Below are 18,592 nucleotides of genomic sequence, written 5' to 3'. Positions count from 1 at the left end.
TAAGCGTACCACACTACCAGCGCTCTGCCGCCTGGCGATCGCTATCGCGTGCATCCACCCAGCGTTCGCCTTCCGGTGTCGCTTCCCGCTTCCAGAACGGCGCGCGGGTTTTCAGGTAATCCATAATGAACTCTCCGGCGGCAAAAGCGCTGCTGCGGTGCGCGCTGGTCACGCCAACGAACACAATCTCTTCGCCTGGCCACATTTCGCCGATGCGGTGAATCACCGTCACCCGGCCGAGCGGCCAACGTTCGCGCGCCAGCTCAACGATTTCCGCCAGCGATTTTTCCGTCATTCCCGGGTAGTGTTCGAGGGTCAGCGCCTTAACGCTGTCCCCGAGATTGTGATTACGTACTTTTCCGGTAAAAGTGACCACCGCGCCGTCTTCATCGCGTTCGGCCAGCCACGGATATTCGTCGCCGACGCAAAAACGATCGTGGCTGACGATAATGCGAGTCTGCGTCATTTAACCTCCCGTAACCGGCGGAAAGAACGCCACTTCGTCGCCGGCCACCAGCGGATGGTCAAAGGGGGCCAGCGTCTGGTTTACCGCCGCCAGCAGTTTGCCCTCTTCCAGCGCCAGCGCCCAACGTTCGCTGCGGCCGGCAAGCTGACGCCGTACGGTTTCGACCGTCGACAGCGCATCGACCTCAAGGGTCAGGGATTCAGTGCCAACCAGTTCACGCACCTGGGCAAAAAACAGAACCTTAATCATGAGTCTCGTCCGCCTTGAAATCCCCGGATTTGCCGCCGCTTTTCGCCAGCAGACGCACCGGGCCAATCACCATATCTTTTTGCACCGCTTTGCACATATCGTAAATCGTCAGCGCCGCCACGGAAGCAGCGGTCAGCGCTTCCATCTCCACGCCGGTTTTGCCGGTCAGACGGCACAGCGATTCGATGCGTACCCGGTTGTGTTCCGGCTGGGCCTGCAAATTGACCTCGACTTTACTCAGCATCAGCGGGTGACACAGCGGGATCAGCTCCCAGGTGCGTTTTGCCGCCTGGATACCGGCAATGCGGGCGGTGGCGAAGACATCGCCTTTATGGTGGCTGCCGTCGATGATCATCGCCAGCGTCTCCGGCCGCATTTCAACATAGGCTTCAGCCCGGGCTTCGCGTACCGTCTCGGCCTTGGCAGAAACATCGACCATGTGCGCCTCGCCGGCGGCGTTAATATGGGTGAGTTGTGACATCGCTTATTTCTTAAGATGAGAGATAAAGTTACATGGGCGCGTACGGGCATCCAGCTGCGGAGCAATGATATTTTCCCACGCGGTGCGGCAGGCTTTGGTTGAGCCCGGCATGGCAAAAATCAGCGTGCGATTCGCCATGCCGGCAATGGCCCGGGACTGCAGCGTCGAGGTGCCGATTTCTTCAAAGGAAAGCATGCGGAAAACTTCGCCAAACCCTTCGACTTCACGGTCAAACAGCGGCCGCAGCGCCTCCGGCGCCTGATCCCCGTCGGTAAACCCGGTTCCACCGGTGATCAGCACCACCTGCACATCATCGCTGGCTATCCACGCCGAGACTCGGGCGCGGATGTCATAGCGGTTCTCTTTAACAATCGCCTTATCAACAATACGGTGGCCCGCTTCCTGCGCCGCATCACGCAGCCAGTGGCCTGAGGTATCATCCTCTTCGCCACGCCGGCTGGAGACGGTGAGAATAGCAATACGGGTCGGGTTAAACTCAGCGCTGGCCTGACTCATCTGTTCGCTCCTTTAGAATCAATTATCCGCCAATATACGACAGGTTTTGCGTAATACCGGTGTTGCCCTGATGCAGGAAATGGGTTTGTTTTTTATGGGTTAATGCTTCGGAGATGCGCGCTTCCAGCGCCGCCTGCTGCTGGTCCTCGACAAGCAGATCGCGCAGATCCACGCCGCCGTCGCCGAACAGACACAGATGCAGTTTGCCCACGGAGGAGACGCGGAGACGGTTGCAGCTGGCGCAGAAATCTTTCTCGTACGGCATGATTAAGCCAATTTCCCCGGCGTAATCCGGGTGACAAAAGACCTGGGCCGGGCCGTCGCTGCGCTGGCTGATCTGGTGGATCCAGCCGCGACGCAGTAGCTCGTCGCGCAGCACCATGCCGGAAATATGGTGACGCCGGAACAGGTCGCTGCCCTCGCCGGTTTCCATTAGCTCGATGAAACGCAGCTGAATGCGTCGGGGTTGGATCCACGCGAGGAAGGTGTCGAGCTGATGATGGTTCACATCGCGCATCAGCACGGTATTGACCTTCACCTTCTCAAAACCGGCGGCAAAGGCGGCATCAATGCCGTCCATGACCTGGTGAAACTTATCCTGCCCGGTAATGGCGTGAAACTGGCGCGCGTCGAGGCTGTCAACGCTGACGTTAATCGCCGTCAGTCCGGCATCACGCCACTGGCTGACGTCGCGGGCCAGACGATAGCCATTGGTGGTGACCGCTATCTGGCGAATCGCGCTGTTTTCACGTACGGCGGCGATGATATCGGCAAAGTCGCGGCGTAAAGAGGGTTCGCCGCCAGTCAGCCGCACCTTCTCGGTGCCGAGGGCAGAGAAAGCGCGCGTGACGCGGCGTACTTCATCAACGCTGAGAAAGCCTTTGTTGGTGACCGCGCCGGGTTTGTAACCATCCGGCAGGCAGTAGGTGCAACGAAAGTTACACACATCGGTAATTGACAGGCGCAAGTAATAAAACTTACGCGCAAATGCATCGGTAAGCTGTGAAGCCATATACACCTTTCCAAGTACGGGAGACGCGGTCATTTCTTCCCACGCCCTGGTGACAAGCGAGGCTGTCACGGCCAAAGCACCATATCTTGCGACACAGGCACAGAGGCTAGAGTGTTAACTGGTTTATGCCGATAGTAGCGCGGAAACGACAGTTTCGCCATTCTCACTTTCGTTATATAATTATGTATATATCGACACAATCGTGCATTTTCGGTACAGAATAGCCAAAAACCAGGCTTTTGCATTGATATCGGTCATTTTGTCAGGATCCGGGCATCGTCTTTTAGGGGTAGATCGGTTACTGTGAGCCCGTTTAATTGAGATAAGGAATGTGTATGCGCACTCGTACGTTCGCCGATCTGGATCGCGTAGTGGCACTTGGCGGAGGACACGGTCTGGGCCGGGTGATGTCGTCACTCTCATCGCTCGGCTCACGTCTTACCGGGATCGTCACGACTACCGATAACGGCGGCTCGACGGGGCGAATTCGCCGTTCCGAAGGCGGCATCGCCTGGGGCGATATGCGCAACTGCCTTAACCAGCTGATCGCCGAACCCAGCATTGCTTCGGCGATGTTTGAGTACCGTTTCTCCGGTAATGGCGAACTTTCCGGGCATAACCTCGGAAATCTGATGTTAAAGGCTCTGGATCACCTGAGCGTACGGCCTTTAGAGGCGATCAATTTAATCAGAAATCTGCTAAAAGTGGACGCATTCCTGATTCCGATGTCGGAACAACCGGTGGATCTGATGGCCATTGACCACGAAGGCCATGAAGTCTACGGCGAAGTCAATATCGACCAGTTGCCCTGCGTCCCGAAGGAGCTGATGCTCTCCCCACCGGTGCCGGCGACCCGCGAAGCGGTAGAGGCTATCGCAGAAGCCGATTTAATCCTGATTGGCCCCGGAAGTTTCTATACCAGCCTGCTGCCGATTCTGCTGCTCGATGAGATGGCGCAGGCGCTGCGCCGAACGCCGGCGACCATGGTCTTTATCGACAATCTCGGCAAAGAACACAGCCCGGCCGCGAATCTGACGCTGGCGGACAGGGTCGGGATTATGGAGCACTATGTTGGCAAGCGAGTGATCGATGCCATCGTTGTTGGGCCGAAAACCGATACTACCGGTCTGGAAAACCGGGCGATTGTGCAAACGCCGCTGGATGCCGCAGATGTTCCCTATCGCCACGACCGGGTGCTGTTACGTAACGCGCTGGAAAAAGCGATCCAGGCTTTAGGTTAGCTCGCGAGAGACGAGAAGGCGCGGGTAACGACGCGCCAGACCTTTATATTAAAATATTAAGGTTGTCTTAAAATAAAGGTGGCACCATGGCAACTATCTTAGTCCCAGGATTGTTGCTATGTCGTTATTCACTTTACGTCGGCCGGTCATGAGCCGTACGGTTTATCTGATAATTTTTGCCCTCTATGTCGGGCTGCTGCTCAATCTCGCGTTCTATCGTCAGGTGTTCACCCTGCTGCCGGTAAACAGCCTGCACAACTGGCTGGTATTCCTCAGCATGCCGGTGGTTGCCTTCAGCGTGATGAATATTCTCACCACGCTCGCCTCGTTCCTCAAGCTCGACCGCCTCGTTATTAGCCTGTTTATTCTGCTGAGCGCCTCGGCCCAGTATTTTATCTGGACCTTCGGCGTCGTCATCGACCGCGCCATGATTACCAACATTCTGGATACCACGCCGGCGGAAAGCTTCGCCCTGATGTCCGGTAAGATGGTGCTGACGCTGGGACTGTCCGGTGTTCTGATGGTCGCCTTCGCCTGGTGGATAAAAATCAGTAAAGCCAAAACGGTGTGGCGCAGCATCGCGGTACGTCTGCTGAATATCCTCGTATCGGCCCTGCTGATCGTTCTGGTCGCTGCGCTGTTTTATAAAGATTACGCCTCGGTCTTTCGCAACAATAAAGAGCTGGTGAAATCCCTGAGCCCCTCCAACAGCATCGTCGCCATCAACTCATGGTATGCGCACAACAAGATGGACAACCTGCCGCTGGTAAAAATTGGCGAAGATGCCGTGCAAAAACCCGAAATGCACAGCGGTCCGCGCAAAAACCTGACCATTCTGGTGCTGGGAGAGACATCGCGCGCGCAGAATTTCTCGCTGGGCGGCTACCAACGCGAGACCAATCCGCGACTCAAACAAGATGATGTCATCTACTTTGCGAACACCACCTCGTGCGGCACGGCCACCGCGGTGTCGGTACCCTGCATGTTCTCCAACATGCCGCGTGCGCATTACGATGAAGAACTGGCCCACCATCAGGAAGGCGTTCTCGATATCCTGCAACGCGCCGGCATTCGGGTGTTGTGGAACGACAACGACGGGGGCTGTAAGGGCGCCTGCGATCGCGTCCCGCATCAGAACGTGACCGACCTGAACCTGACCGGTCAGTGCATCGAGGGGGAATGTTACGATGAAGTGCTGTTCCATAATCTGGAGAGCTACATCGACAATCTGCAACAGGACGGAATTATCGTGCTGCACACCATCGGCAGCCACGGTCCGACGTATTACAATCGCTACCCTGCTGAATTCAGAAAATTCACCCCAACCTGCGATACCAACGAAATCCAGAGCTGCAGCCAGCAGCAGTTGACCAACACCTACGATAATACAATTCTGTATATCGACTATGTAGTTGATAAGACGATAAAATTACTGCAGTCAAAGCAGGATAAATTCACCACCAGCCTGGTTTACCTCTCCGATCACGGCGAGTCGCTGGGCGAAGATGGCGTCTATTTACACGGGCTGCCGTGGTCAATCGCCCCGGAAACGCAAAAGCACGTACCGATGCTGCTGTGGTTGTCCCAGGATTACCAGCAGCGCTATGGCGTTTCCAGCCAGTGTCTGCAACAAAGAGCTAAAACAGACCCTTATTCTCAGGATAATCTGTTTTCTACCTTGCTCGGGCTTCTTGGGGTTGATACCCACGAATACCAGGCAACCGATGATATTTTAACGCCGTGCAGAAGCGAGACCGCCAGATGAAAATCTTAGTCATTGAAGACGACGCACTCCTGTTACAAGGCCTGATCCTGGCAATGCAAAGCGAGGGATATGTCTGTGATGGCGTCGCCACTGCTCACGAGGCCGCCCTGTCCCTCGCCAGCAACCATTACAGCCTGATCGTACTCGACCTCGGCCTGCCGGATGAAGATGGTCTGCACTTCCTGACGCGCATGCGCCGGGAAAAATTCAGCCAGCCGGTTCTGATCCTGACCGCCCGCGATACCGTTGAAGATCGCATCAGCGGTCTCGACACCGGCGCGGATGATTATCTGGTGAAACCTTTCGCGCTGGAAGAGCTGAACGCCCGCATCCGCGCGCTGCTCCGCCGCCATAATAACCAGGGCGACAACGAAATGGCCGTGGGCAACCTGCGGCTGAACATTACCCGTCGCCTGGTGTGGCTGGGCGGCGATGCGCTGGACCTGACGCCGAAAGAGTACGCCTTGCTCTCTCGCCTGATGATGAAAGCAGGCAGCCCGGTACACCGTGAAATTCTCTACAACGATATCTACAGCTGGGACAATGAACCCGCCACCAATACGCTGGAGGTTCATATCCATAACCTGCGCGAAAAAGTGGGCAAAGCCCGCATTCGTACCGTCAGGGGGTTTGGCTATATGCTGGTGAATAATTCAGGAATGGAATAACGCCATGGCACTGTTCGCAAGTGAAACCTGGACCATGCGTCACCGCCTGCTGCTGACGATCGGCTCCATTCTGGTGGTCTGTCAGCTGATCAGCGTTTTCTGGTTATGGCATGAAAGCAAAGAGCAGATTCAGCTGCTGGTGGCGAGCGCCATCGAAGGACATAACAACCAAAAGCACGTTGAACACGAAGTGCGCGAGGCGGTCGCCAGTCTGTTAATACCCAGCCTGCTGATCGTCGGCCTGGCGCTGTATATCAGTCTGGTGGCGGTGAGAAAAATCACCCGACCGCTGTCGAATCTGCAAACTGAGCTGGAGAGCCGCACGCCGGATAACCTGCAGCCGATTACGCTGACGGAGTCCGTTCCGGAAGTGACGGCGGTGACGACAGCGATTAATCAGCTGGTTTCTCGCCTTAACTTAACCCTCGATCGCGAACGTCTGTTCACCGCTGACGTCGCGCACGAGCTGCGTACCCCGCTGGCGGGACTGCGCCTGCATCTGGAGCTGATGGCGAAAGTGCACCATGTGGAGGTGAGTCAGCTGATCCAGCGTCTGGATCAGATGACCAACAGCATCTCACAGCTGCTGCAGCTGGCGCGCGTCGGGCAGTCATTTTCCGCCGGGAGCTACCAGCGCGTGCTGCTGCAAGAGGATGTGGTCGAACCGATTCGCGGTGAGCTGGAGAGCATGCTGGAACAGCGCCAGCAGACGCTGGAGCTCGCCCTCCCCGACGGAGATGATGCCAAAGATGTTGTCGTCTCCGGCGATGCCACGCTGCTGCGCGTTGTGCTGCGTAATCTGGTGGAGAATGCGCATCGCTATAGCCCGGCAGGGTCGAAGATAAAAATCGCCATACAGGCCGGTACAACGCCGGTTATGGCCGTGGAAGATGAAGGTCCGGGGATTGATGAAGCGAAAAGCGGAGAACTGAGCAAAGCGTTTGTCCGTATGGACAGCCGCTACGGAGGAATCGGTCTGGGATTAAGTATTGTGACGCGCATCGTTCAGCTGCACGATGCCCAGTTCTTCTTACATAACCGCCAGCCTGGCCCCGGCGTTCGCGGCTGGATTCTGTTTCCTAAGCCTTCGCGTTAGAAAGTCAGCACCCACTGATGGACAAAAGCGACAACCACAACAACAGCGCAGGTAACGGCCAGAGACTCACGGAAGGTTAATTTTTGCATGACACTATCCTCATCAGAATGAAGATAGTGTCGCCTGGCAAGATTAAGCAGACATTAAGCCAAGCGGAAAACGCCGCGGAATAACAAAAAATCGGCGTCCCGTCACACTGCCTGGCTCCACGCGCGGCGCATCGCCTCCTGCGGGATCAGGACGCCGCAATAAACAGCTCGCGCAGCTGATGCAGCTGGTCACGAATTTGCGCGGCTTCTTCAAACTCCAGATTCTGCGCATGCTGCATCATCTGCCCTTCCAGCTCGTGAATTCTCTGCTGCAGCGCTTTTGGCGTCAGCACTACCTCAGGCGTATCCGCCTCAACCGGCGAACGTGATTTTCCGCGGCCCTTGGTTTTCGTCTTCGCCAGATTGCTGCCCAGCTGCAGAATGTCGACCACTTTTTTATTCAGCCCCTGCGGGGTGATGCCGTGCTCTTCGTTATAGCGCTGCTGCTTCTCACGGCGACGCTCGGTCTCGCTGATGGCTTTCGCCATCGAAGCCGTAATTTTATCGCCATACAGAATCGCTTTACCGTTGATATTACGCGCGGCGCGGCCGATGGTCTGAATCAGCGAGCGTTCGGAACGCAGGAAGCCCTCTTTATCGGCATCCAGAATTGCCACCAGCGACACTTCCGGCATATCCAGCCCTTCACGCAGCAGGTTGATACCGACCAGAACATCGAACTCGCCCAGCCGCAGGTCGCGGATGATCTCCATACGCTCTACGGTATCGATATCGGAGTGCAGGTAGCGCACGCGTTCGCCGTGCTCTTCCAGATACTCGGTTAAATCTTCCGCCATGCGTTTGGTCAGGGTGGTGACCAGCACCCGCTCGTTGATGGCGACGCGGATGCGAATTTCCGACAGCAGGTCATCGACCTGAGTCGCCACCGGACGCACTTCGATCAGCGGGTCAAGCAGCCCGGTCGGACGTACCACCTGATCGACCACCTCATCGCCGGATTTATCCAGCTCATAAGGACCCGGCGTCGCTGAGACGTAAATGGTCTGCGGCGCCAGCGCCTCAAACTCTTCGAACTTCAGCGGGCGGTTATCCAGCGCCGACGGCAGACGGAAGCCGTACTCCACCAGCGTCTCTTTACGCGCCCGGTCGCCGCGGTACATGCCGCCGATTTGCGGAATGGTGACGTGGGATTCGTCGATCACCAGCAGTCCATCCGCCGGCAGGTAGTCAAACAGCGTCGGTGGCGGTTCGCCCGGCCCGCGCCCGGAAAGATAGCGCGAGTAGTTTTCGATACCGGAGCAGTAGCCGAGCTCGTTCATCATTTCGAGGTCGAACTGAGTACGCTGGCTCAGACGCTGCTCTTCCAGCAGCTTGTTGTTCTCCAGCAGCACCTTCCGCCTGTCGGCGAGCTCGACTTTAATCTCTTCCATCGCCTGCACGATGCGCTCGCGTGGCGTCACGTAGTGCGTTTTCGGGTAGATGGTATAGCGCGGAATCGTCGATTCAACCTGACCGGTAAGCGGATCGAACAGCGACAGCCGCTCAACCTCTTCATCGAACAGCTCGATACGCAGCGCAATATCGTCGGATTCCGCCGGGAAGACGTCGATCACTTCACCGCGCACGCGGAAGGTGCCGCGCTGGAAGGCCTGATCGTTACGGGTATACTGCAGCTCCGCCAGGCGGCGCAAAATCGCCCGCTGGTCGATCAGCATGCCGGTGGTCAGATGCAGCATCATCTTCAGGTAGAGATCCGGGTCGCCCAGACCGTAGATAGCCGATACTGAAGCCACCACCACCACATCGCGCCGCTCAAGCAGCGCTTTGGTCGCCGACAGACGCATCTGCTCGATATGCTCGTTCACCGACGCATCCTTCTCGATGAAGGTGTCTGAGCTCGGCACGTAGGCTTCAGGCTGATAGTAATCGTAGTAGGAGACGAAATATTCCACCGCATTGTCCGGGAAGAACTCTTTCATTTCGCCGTACAGCTGCGCCGCCAGGGTCTTATTCGGCGCCAGCACCATCGTCGGACGCTGGAGATCGGCGATAACGTTAGCAATGGTGAACGTCTTACCCGACCCGGTCACCCCCAGCAGCGTTTGGTGCGCCAGACCATCTTCCAGCCCCTCTTCCAGGCGTCGGATAGCTTCCGGCTGGTCGCCAGAAGGACGGAATGCGGAATGCAGCGTGAACGTTTTACTCATATGTCTGGCCCTGAAGAAGGATGAAGCGCCTGGTGATATGCGGCAGGTGTTTAATTCTACCCTTCACGCTCATTTTTGCCAATAAATAATACTGGATATAAAAACAGTGTTAGATTATCGTTTGTTCCTGAAATGGTCGGCATGCGCGTCGTTTTGGGGTAAAAAAAGACCATCCTGCAGAATAATCCGCCAGACAGTAGGGTTATCCCCAAAAAAATTTATCATTTAACATTTGTCAAGCAAGGTGGTGAATCTTTTATGGCATCAGGTGACACTTTCCTTACAGCCATTGCTTTTATTCAACTAATTGATATTTAATGATATTAAACAAAAGATGGGTTTCGCGCCAATTCAGCCGCAGGCCGCGTAATCTCTAGCTTACCGCAAGTTCTCTAACTCTAATACACAAGGTTATCCACAGGAATAGTGGATAAGTGTCTGCAGGCCATGGCTTCTGCCACCCCGCAGAAATCGACCGGCGGTGAAAATCGACCGCCTAAAAAAAATTATCGAATTATTTTTGATATTTATCAGCTAAGGGTGCCTGCCTTTTTGTTGCTTTCTGCACCATTTTTCATACCCGTTAGCACCGGGAGAGTGCAACCGCCTCGCTGGCCCGCCTTCACCCCGCCCCGCCGCAGCTGCCCATACGGGAAAAAACCGAAACTTCTTTTTCCTGGCAAGAGATTTGCAGAATCTTCATGTCGCCCGCTATCCCCAAACAGGAGAAAACGTCTATGTTGAGTCTACGCGCAGTCAATCAGTACTACGGAAATCAGCACACGCTATGGAATGTCGACCTTGAACTTCAGCCGGGGGAGTGCACCTGTGTGATGGGACTCCAGGGGATGGGCAAAACCACGCTGGTGAACTGCATTACCGGGCATCTTCCGGTCGCCAGCGGCAGTATGACCTGGCATGACGTCGGTTCGCCGCCCTGCGATATCACGCCGCTCTCCGCCCATTCCCGTTCGATTATTGGCATCGGCTATGTCCCGCAGGACAGGCGGATCTTTTCTCAACTGAGCGTCGAGGAGAATCTGCATATTGCGCTGGCCGCCGGAGGAAACCCGGGCGTCGCCGTCAAGGGGGAGATTTACGATTTTTTTCCGGATCTCTACGGACGACGTCAGCATAAAGCCGCCATGTTGTCAGAAGATGACCAGTACCAGCTGGCGCTGGCGAGAGCGCTGGTTGTCCGGCCGCGTCTGCTGATTCTTGATGAGCCTTCGCGCGGCAGCGGACAGCACTTCGTGCATAAGCTGGGTGACCTGCTGGTGCGCCTGAACCGCGACATCGGCTTAACGGTGCTGCTTGCCGAACAGCACCTGCCGTTTATTCGCCGGGTAGCGGACCGTTTTTGCCTGCTGCATCGCGGGCGTAACGTGGCGCAAGGCCGCGTTATCCAGCTGGATGAACCGCTGCTGGCACAGTGGATGACGCCCGATCCAGCGCGCTGAGATCCAGGTACTGGCCGAGATCCTCACGCCGCGACGCGTCCGCCAGCCATGGGATCTCACCCAGCAACGGAGCCGCAAGTCGATCGTTGAGGGTCGCCAGATATTCTGCATGGCGTTTACCCGGCGGCTGGATGTCGTTTGCAATCCAGCCCACCAGCGGCAGCCCGGCCTGACGTACCGCCTGGGCCGTCAGCAGCGCGTGGTTGATGCAGCCGAGTTTAATGCCGACCACCAGAATGACCGGCAGCTGTTCGTCGCGAACCCAGTCGGCAAAACTCAGCGTCGCGGAGAGCGGCGTAAACCAGCCCCCCGCCCCCTCCACCAGCACCCATTCCGCCAGCGTCTCCAGTTCACGAAGCCCGGCAGAAAGCGCATCGCCCGTAATCGGCCGCCCCTCCTCCGCGCTCACGATATGCGGTGAGGTCGGTTCGGCGAAGGTAAAGGGGTTAACCTGCGCATAGCTCAGCGCCACCCCGCTATTACGCTGGAGTGCCAGCGCATCATCGTTACGCAGCCCGAGCGCCGTCAACTCACTTCCGGAAGCGACCGGTTTATAGCCCGCGCACTTCAGGCCTGACAGCCTTGCCGCCTGCAACAGGGCGCAGCTGGCGACCGTCTTACCGACTTCAGTGTCGGTTCCGGTGACGAAAAAACGTTTAGTCACGTGCAATGACTCCTGTAAAAAGATGATACGTCAGCGGGCACTGGCCCTGCTGTTTTGGCCAGGCCAGCTGCAGCTGACGCAGTTTTCCCCGGCTCAACGGCGCCGCGCTGCGCCCCTGATGCAAGTGTGTTGCCCCAATCCCTTTGAGCGAACGCATCGCGCTCAGGGCATCGGCAAAGGGCAGGCTGACGGCGTGAACCTCGCCAACGGCTCGCCGCCCGGCCAGCGCCTCGCGCACCGCCTGTTCGCTGAGAAAACGGTTGGCATGGGGATGTCTGTCGATGGTGCACCAGGCCTGATTCAGCTCGGGAAGCGAATCGGCCAGCAAGGTGCTGAACGCCACCCGACCGCCGGGGCGCACCACCCGGCACAGCTCGTCGAGCGCGCCGGCCAGACTCTCGCACCACTGCACCGCCAGATTGCTCCACGCCAGATCGACGCAGGCATCGGCCAGCGGCAGCGACTCAATATCCCCAGCAAGATAACGATGCGCGCACTCGTCGCGCTGGGCCTGCGCCAGCATCTCAACCGAGAGATCGAGCGCCGTCACATGACTGCCGGCCTCACGCCAGTAGCGACTCATGCTGCCGGGTCCGCAGCCGGCGTCGAGCACCGCTGAAAAGGCGCGGCCATGGAGCTGACGCAGCAGCAGTTCGGCGCTGTAACGCTGCAGCGCATCGTGTTGCGAATAGTGGCTGGCCGCCCGGCCAAAGGCCGCAGCCACCGCCCGTTTATTCACCGCCGCCATGCAGCACCTCCAGCAGACGGGTAATATCAGTCGACTCATGGGCTGCGGTCAGCGTCAGGCGCAGCCGCGCGCTGCCTGCCGGCACCGTCGGCGGACGAATGGCCGTTGCCCAGCAGCCCTGCTCACGCAGGCGCGCCGCCAGCTGCAACGCCCGCGTATTGTCGCCAACGATCAGCGGCTGAATCGCGCTGGTCGAGGCGCTCAGTTCCCCCGGGAAACCGGCCATGCCGGCGCGAAATTGCGCCACGCGGATGGCCAGTTTTTCCCGCCGCTGCTGGCCGTCGTCGCTGCGGATCACCGCCAGTGCGGCGCTCAGCGCTACCGCCTGGGCCGGCGGCATGGCGGTGCTGTAAATCAGATGGCGGGCAAACTGCAGCAGATAGTCCGCCAGCGCCTCGTCGCACAGGACTGCCGCGCCGCTGACGCCAAAGGCTTTACCAAAGGTCACCACCAGCAGCTCAGGACGGACATGCTGCGCGTAGCAGCTGCCGCGCCCCTCTTCGCCCACCACGCCAATGCCGTGCGCATCATCCACCAGCAGCCAGCCGCCGGCAGCCCGGGTGGTTCGGGAGATGGCGCCGAGCGGGGCGCTGTCGCCATCCATGCTGAAGACCCCTTCCGTCACCACCAGTTGCTGACCCACCAGCGGTTTGCCCAGCAGGGCGTCCAACTGCTGCACATCATTGTGCGCAAAGCGTCTGAGCTGCGCCGGACTCAGGCTGGCCGCCTCGAGCAGCGAAGCGTGGCTCAGGCGATCCGCGACGATGCGATCGTCCCCGGCGAGCAGCGCGGCAATCAGCGCCTGGTTGGCAGCGAACCCGGAAATAAACAGCAGCGCGCGCGGATATCCCAACCAGTCCGCCAGGCTCTCTTCCAGTTCACGATGCGCCTCGCTGTAACCGCTGACGTGACCGGAGCCGCCGGAGCCCACGCCATAACGCGCCGCCCCCTGCTGCCAGGCGGCGATAATCCGCGGATGCTGGCTCAGCCCGAGATAATCATTGCTGGAGAAATTCAGCCAGCGCCGATCTTCACGGATAAGCCAACGCCCGGCCCCCTGCGCCACCGGCTGACGGCGGCGGAATGCATCCGCCTCCCGCCGCTCGTTCAGCGCCTGGTCGATGCGTTGCGACCAGCTCATAGCGCCGCCGCGTTGTAATATTCCTCGGTATCCGGGTTGAGCAGCGCCTGTTCCAGACGCTGCTGCTGTTCGTTATCCCCTTCCAGCACCGCCGTCTGCTGCGGGTTAAGGCCCAGCTTGCGGAACAGCTGCAGGTCTTTGTCCTCTTCCGGGTTCGGCGTGGTCAGCAGCTTGCAGCCGTAGAAAATCGAGTTCGCCCCGGCCATAAAGCACATCGCCTGGGTCTGTTCGTTCATCTGCTCGCGGCCGGCGGAAAGACGCACGTACGAGGTCGGCATCATGATGCGCGCCACGGCAATGGTGCGGATAAAATCGAAAGCATCGACATCGTCGTTATCGGCCAGCGGCGTGCCTTTCACTTTGACCAGCATGTTGATAGGCACGCTCTCCGGCGGCGTCGGCAGGTTAGCCAGCTGTAGCAGCAGGCCGGCGCGATCTTTCTCGGTTTCGCCTAAGCCGACTATCCCGCCGGAACAGACCTTAATCCCGGCGTCACGCACTTTGTCGAGGGTATCCAGCCGCTCCTGGTAGGTGCGGGTGGTGATGATATTGCCGTAGAATTCCGGCGAGGTGTCCAGGTTATGGTTGTAGTAGTCCAGCCCGGCTCCCGCGAGACGCTGCGCCTGGCTGTCGGTCAAGGTGCCGAGCGTCATGCAGGATTCGAGCCCCAACGCCTTGACGCCTTTGACCATTTGCTCCAGATACGGCATATCGCGATCGTTGGGGTTCTTCCAGGCGGCCCCCATGCAGAAGCGCGTTGATCCGGCATTTTTTGCCTGCCGCGCCGACTCCAGCACCTGTTCCACTTCCATCAGGCGCTCCGATTCCAGACCGGTTTTATAGCGCGCGCTTTGCGGGCAGTATTTACAGTCTTCCGGGCAGGCGCCGGTTTTAATCGACAGCAGCGTGCTGACCTGGACCTGGCGCGGATCAAAGTGCTGGCGGTGGGTCTGCTGCGCTTCAAACAGCAGATCTAACAATGGTTTATTAAACAACTCAGTAACTTGCGACATTGTCCAGCGTGCGTGGTGAGCCATTGGCCTCTCCAAAGGGTTTTGTTAATTGTCGGTTCGGTTTATACTCGTAAACCTAAATGTTTTCAAAATGGTTTACAAGTCACTTATGACAACGGACGATCTCGCCTTCGATCGGCGCCACATTTGGCACCCCTACACCTCCATGACCTCCCCTCTGCCGGTCTATCCGGTGGTTGCCGCCCACGGCTGCGAGCTGTCCCTCGCCAGCGGCGAGCAGTTGATTGACGGGATGTCTTCATGGTGGGCGGCAATCCACGGTTACAATCACCCTCGCCTGAACGCCGCGATGAAAGCGCAGATTGACCAGATGTCGCACGTGATGTTTGGCGGTATCACCCACCCTTCGGCGGTGGCGTTGTGCCGCCAGCTGGTGGCGATGACCCCGGCGTCGCTGGAGTGCGTATTCCTCGCCGACTCCGGTTCGGTCGCGGTGGAAGTGGCCATGAAGATGGCCCTGCAGTACTGGCAGGCAAAAGGCGAACCGCGGCGGCGTTTTCTCACCTTCCGCAATGGCTACCACGGCGATACCTTTGGCGCGATGTCGGTCTGCGATCCGGATAACTCCATGCACAGCCTGTGGCAAGGCTATTTGCCGGATAATCTGTTCGCCCCGGCGCCGCAAAGCCGCTTTGGCGGCGAGTGGGATGAACGGGATATGGTGCCGTTTGCCCGCCTGATGGCGGCCCATCGCGATGAGATCGCGGCGGTCATTCTCGAGCCCGTCGTGCAGGGCGCCGGCGGCATGAGGATGTATCATCCTGAATGGCTGAAGCGCATCCGCAAGATGTGCGACCGGGAAGGCATTCTGCTGATTGCCGATGAGATTGCCACCGGATTTGGCCGGACCGGCAAGCTGTTTGCCTGCGAACACGCGGATATCGCCCCGGATATTTTGTGTCTCGGTAAAGCGCTGACCGGCGGAACGATGACGCTGTCGGCCACCCTCACCACCCGGCCGGTGGCAGAGACCATCAGCAACGGCGAAGCCGGCTGCTTTATGCACGGTCCGACCTTTATGGGCAACCCGCTGGCCTGCGCGGTGGCGACAGAAAGTCTGCGGCTGCTGGAAAGCGGCGAATGGCAAGGCCAGGTCGCCGCGATTGAAGCGCAGCTTAATGTGGAGCTGGCTCCGGCACGGGAATCCCCGCTGGTCGCCGATGTCCGCGTGCTGGGCGCCATCGGCGTGGTGGAAACTTGCCGCCCGGTCAATATGGCCGCGCTGCAGCGCTTCTTCGTCGAACAAGGCGTATGGATTCGCCCGTTCGGCCGCCTGATTTACCTGATGCCACCGTATGTGATTACCCCGCAGCAGCTGACGCGCCTGACCCAGGCGGTTAACGCGGCGGTGCTGAACGAAACATTTTTTCGCCAATAAGCAGCGGAAACCGATCGTCAACAGGACTATACTTCTTTGTTAATCAGTCGATTATCCCAGAGGAGACGAGACGGCATGAACGTAATCAGTCACGATCTGCAGGATGGCGGGAAATTGCCCCACCGCCATGTATTTAACGGCATGGGCTACGATGGCGACAATATCTCGCCGCATCTGGCGTGGGACGAGGTGCCCGAGGGGACTAAAAGCTTTGTGGTGACCTGTTACGATCCCGACGCGCCCACCGGCTCCGGCTGGTGGCACTGGCTGGTCGCCAATCTGCCGGCGGAAACGCGCGAACTGCCGCAGGGAGCCGGGTCCGGTCTGGCCCCGCTGCCGGCCAGCGCAGTCCAGACCCGCACCGATTTCGGCCTGCCCGGCTACGGCGGCGCGGCGCCGCCAAAAGGGGAAAGCCATCGCTACATCTTTACGGTGCATGCGCTGGATGTCGAGAAGATCGAGGTCGATGAAGGGGCAAGCGGTGCGATGGTAGGCTTTAACGTCCATTTTCATTCGTTGGGCAGCGCATCCATCACCGCCCTGTTTATCTGACTTTCTCTCGTCAGTCCCTCTCCGGGTCGCGGCTTACGTCTTACCCAAGCGACCTGACAACACCTTTGTAGCCCCGGTAAGCGCAGCGCCACCGGGGAACATCCCGGGTCGCGGCTTACATCTTACCCAGGCGACCCGACAGCTCCTTTGTAGCCCCGGTAAGCGCAGCGCCACCGGGGAGCATCCCGGGTGGCGACTTACGCCTTACCCGGGCGACCTGACAACACCTCTGTAGCCCCGGTAAGCGCAGCGCCACCGGGGAGCATCCCGGGTTGCGGCTTACGCCTTACCCAGGCGACCCGACAGCTCCTTTGTAGCCCCGCGGGGAACATCCCGGGTCGCGGCTTACGTCTTACCCAGGCGACCCGACAGCACCTTTGTAGCCCCGGTAAACGCAGCGCCACCGGGGATTCATTCAGCTCGAAGATGACTGCTCAGCCACCGGCATCCGCACGGTTTTTTTGACTTTCGCATACCAGATAATCGTCAGCAGCCCGAGCCAGACCAGACCGGCAATCAGCGCAATTCGCGTCTCTTCGACCATCCCGAGCACCGCAATCACCAGTCCCATAAACAGCAGGGTCAACAGCGGCGCAACCGGCCAGAACGGCACCGGGAACGCAATCTGGCGACGCTCTTCCGCCGACAAACCGCGACGCATGGCGAAATGGGCCAGCAGGATCATCAGCCACACCCACACCGTGGCAAATGCCGCCAGGGAGGCAATCAGCACAAAGACCTGTTCCGGCATCAGATAGTTCAGCACCACCGCCACCAGCAGCGCCACGCCCATCACCACGACCGTCATCCACGGCACGCCGTTGCTGGCAATGCGCTGGAAGCTTTTAGGCGCCATCCCCTCTTTTGCCATGCCGTACATCATGCGACCGGCGCCAAAAATATCGCTATTGATGGCCGAAATACTGGCGCTGATCACGATAATATTGAGGATTGTCGCCGCCGCCGGAATCCCCAGACCGCTAAAAATAAGGACGAACGGACTGCCCTGCTCGCCAAAACTGTTCCACGGGAAAATGGCCATCAGGATCGCCAGCGTGCAGACATAGAACAGCACGATGCGCAGCGGGATGGTATTAATCGCCTGCGGAATCACTTTCTTCGGATTCTGCGCTTCCGCTGCGGTAACGCCGATAATTTCGACCCCGCCAAAGGCAAACATCACAATACCCAGCGACGCAATAATTCCCTGCCAGCCGTTCGGCGCGAATCCGCCGTGGCTCCACAGGTTTTCCAGCCCCGTCGCCGGGAAGGCATGACCAAAGCCGAAGAAAATAATGCTGCCGCCGGCGACGATCATCGCAATAATCGCCACCACTTTAATCAGCGACAGCCAGAACTCCATTTCGCCGAAAATGCGCACGTGGCACAGGTTCATCGCGCCGATGAAGAAGATAATACTCAGTACCCAAATCCAGCGCGGTACATCGGGGTACCAGAGCCCCATATAGATACCAAACGCGGTGACATCCGCCAGGGCGACAATCACCATCTCAAAGGTGTAGGTCCAGCCGGTGATAAACCCGGCCAGCGGCCCGAGATACTGGCGGGCATAGCTGCCGAAGGAGCCGGAAACCGGGTTGCGTACCGCCATTTCGCCCAGCGCGCGCATGACGATAAATACCGCCGCGCCGCCGATCAGATAGGCCAGCAGAACCGCCGGTCCCGCGGCCTTAATGGCGGCGGCAGAACCATAAAACAGCCCGGTACCGATGGCGGAACCGAGCGCGATGAAGCGAATATGTCGGGCATTCAGCCCGCGCAGCAGGTGGGGCTTTTGTGGCGATTGTGGTTGTTGTTGCATATGCAAGTGTCCTGATAATTTTTGTATGACGACAAATATGCG

The 18,592-nt window shown here is 58.5% G+C and carries 18 protein-coding genes and 1 riboswitch; of the genes, 7 read left to right on the top strand and 11 right to left on the bottom strand.

The genetic code is table 11. The features are described from left to right. Window positions 1-13: 13 nt before the first annotated feature. From moaE to moaA, 5 genes are all read right to left on the bottom strand, one after another. On the bottom strand, window positions 14-466 hold the full coding sequence (moaE, locus tag MC50_RS16525) for a molybdopterin synthase catalytic subunit MoaE (protein ID WP_004859775.1): 453 nt from the start codon (window positions 464-466) through the stop codon (window positions 14-16). Further along, window positions 467-715 (bottom strand): molybdopterin synthase sulfur carrier subunit, encoded by a 249-nt coding sequence (moaD, locus tag MC50_RS16520; protein WP_032688734.1) that lies wholly within the window; start codon window positions 713-715, stop codon window positions 467-469. Continuing rightward, window positions 708-1,196 (bottom strand): cyclic pyranopterin monophosphate synthase MoaC, encoded by a 489-nt coding sequence (moaC, locus tag MC50_RS16515; protein WP_032688736.1) that lies wholly within the window; start codon window positions 1,194-1,196, stop codon window positions 708-710. The genes moaD and moaC overlap by 8 nt, the downstream gene beginning before the upstream one ends. A gap of 3 nt (window positions 1,197-1,199) precedes the next feature. Beyond that, window positions 1,200-1,712 carry a molybdenum cofactor biosynthesis protein B gene (gene moaB / locus MC50_RS16510; RefSeq protein ID WP_004859772.1) on the bottom strand — a complete coding sequence of 171 codons (513 nt, stop codon included), beginning with the start codon at window positions 1,710-1,712 and terminating at the stop codon, window positions 1,200-1,202. Between the two features lie 22 nt (window positions 1,713-1,734). Continuing rightward, window positions 1,735-2,724 (bottom strand): GTP 3',8-cyclase MoaA, encoded by a 990-nt coding sequence (moaA, locus tag MC50_RS16505; RefSeq protein WP_049267844.1) that lies wholly within the window; start codon window positions 2,722-2,724, stop codon window positions 1,735-1,737. Beyond that, a riboswitch (molybdenum cofactor riboswitch) is annotated at window positions 2,712-2,850 on the bottom strand. Its footprint overlaps the gene before it by 13 nt. 209 nt (window positions 2,851-3,059) lie before the next feature. Here moaA and yvcK point away from each other — a divergent pair. The 4 genes from yvcK (at window position 3,060) to pmrB (ending at window position 7,494) form a co-directional block, all read left to right on the top strand. Then, window positions 3,060-3,965, top strand: coding sequence for a uridine diphosphate-N-acetylglucosamine-binding protein YvcK (gene yvcK / locus MC50_RS16495; protein WP_032688739.1), 906 nt, complete (start codon window positions 3,060-3,062; stop codon window positions 3,963-3,965). 118 nt (window positions 3,966-4,083) lie between these two features. Continuing rightward, entirely contained in the window at window positions 4,084-5,730 is a 1,647-nt protein-coding gene (gene eptA / locus MC50_RS16490; RefSeq protein ID WP_047664425.1) for a phosphoethanolamine transferase EptA, read from the top strand. After that, window positions 5,727-6,398: a two-component system response regulator PmrA gene (gene pmrA / locus MC50_RS16485; protein WP_047664423.1), complete on the top strand. Its 672-nt coding sequence runs from the start codon at window positions 5,727-5,729 to the stop codon at window positions 6,396-6,398. The genes eptA and pmrA overlap by 4 nt, the downstream gene beginning before the upstream one ends. Before the next feature lie 4 nt (window positions 6,399-6,402). Beyond that, window positions 6,403-7,494 carry a two-component system sensor histidine kinase PmrB gene (gene pmrB, locus MC50_RS16480; protein ID WP_047664421.1) on the top strand — a complete coding sequence of 364 codons (1,092 nt, stop codon included), beginning with the start codon at window positions 6,403-6,405 and terminating at the stop codon, window positions 7,492-7,494. Window positions 7,495-7,729: 235 nt separating this feature from the next. On the opposite strand, the gene uvrB is transcribed toward pmrB, so the two are convergent. Further along, window positions 7,730-9,751 carry an excinuclease ABC subunit UvrB gene (uvrB, locus tag MC50_RS16475; protein WP_032688745.1) on the bottom strand — a complete coding sequence of 674 codons (2,022 nt, stop codon included), beginning with the start codon at window positions 9,749-9,751 and terminating at the stop codon, window positions 7,730-7,732. Window positions 9,752-10,488: 737 nt separating this feature from the next. On the opposite strand from uvrB, the gene MC50_RS16470 reads away from it, so the two are divergent. Next, on the top strand, window positions 10,489-11,211 hold the full coding sequence (locus MC50_RS16470; RefSeq protein ID WP_032688746.1) for an ABC transporter ATP-binding protein: 723 nt from the start codon (window positions 10,489-10,491) through the stop codon (window positions 11,209-11,211). Here the strand turns inward: MC50_RS16470 and bioD are convergent. The 4 genes from bioD to bioB are packed head-to-tail and all read right to left on the bottom strand — an operon-like array spanning window position 11,153 to window position 14,801. Continuing rightward, window positions 11,153-11,875, bottom strand: coding sequence for a dethiobiotin synthase (gene bioD, locus MC50_RS16465; RefSeq protein ID WP_047664417.1), 723 nt, complete (start codon window positions 11,873-11,875; stop codon window positions 11,153-11,155). The genes MC50_RS16470 and bioD overlap by 59 nt on opposite strands. Continuing rightward, window positions 11,868-12,623: a malonyl-ACP O-methyltransferase BioC gene (gene bioC / locus MC50_RS16460; protein ID WP_047664414.1), complete on the bottom strand. Its 756-nt coding sequence runs from the start codon at window positions 12,621-12,623 to the stop codon at window positions 11,868-11,870. The genes bioD and bioC overlap by 8 nt, the downstream gene beginning before the upstream one ends. Continuing rightward, window positions 12,607-13,764 (bottom strand): 8-amino-7-oxononanoate synthase, encoded by a 1,158-nt coding sequence (gene bioF, locus MC50_RS16455; protein ID WP_047664412.1) that lies wholly within the window; start codon window positions 13,762-13,764, stop codon window positions 12,607-12,609. Before bioF ends, bioC begins: the two co-directional genes overlap by 17 nt. After that, window positions 13,761-14,801 (bottom strand): biotin synthase BioB, encoded by a 1,041-nt coding sequence (gene bioB, locus MC50_RS16450; RefSeq protein ID WP_049267849.1) that lies wholly within the window; start codon window positions 14,799-14,801, stop codon window positions 13,761-13,763. Before bioB ends, bioF begins: the two co-directional genes overlap by 4 nt. A gap of 85 nt (window positions 14,802-14,886) precedes the next feature. On the opposite strand from bioB, the gene bioA reads away from it, so the two are divergent. Further along, the gene (gene bioA / locus MC50_RS16445; RefSeq protein ID WP_032700542.1) at window positions 14,887-16,176 is read left to right on the top strand and encodes an adenosylmethionine--8-amino-7-oxononanoate transaminase; all 1,290 of its coding nucleotides are present in this window, start codon (window positions 14,887-14,889) and stop codon (window positions 16,174-16,176) included. A gap of 75 nt (window positions 16,177-16,251) precedes the next feature. Continuing rightward, entirely contained in the window at window positions 16,252-16,728 is a 477-nt protein-coding gene (locus MC50_RS16440; RefSeq protein WP_032688753.1) for a kinase inhibitor, read from the top strand. Between the two features lie 415 nt (window positions 16,729-17,143). On the opposite strand, the gene MC50_RS16435 is transcribed toward MC50_RS16440, so the two are convergent. Then, window positions 17,144-18,550, bottom strand: coding sequence for an amino acid permease (locus MC50_RS16435; protein WP_032688760.1), 1,407 nt, complete (start codon window positions 18,548-18,550; stop codon window positions 17,144-17,146). Window positions 18,551-18,592: the final 42 nt, after the last annotated feature.

This window comes from Klebsiella planticola, assembly GCF_000783935.2.
Lineage (GTDB): Bacteria > Pseudomonadota > Gammaproteobacteria > Enterobacterales > Enterobacteriaceae > Klebsiella > Klebsiella planticola.
This window is presented reverse-complemented; position numbering and strand designations above follow the sequence as displayed.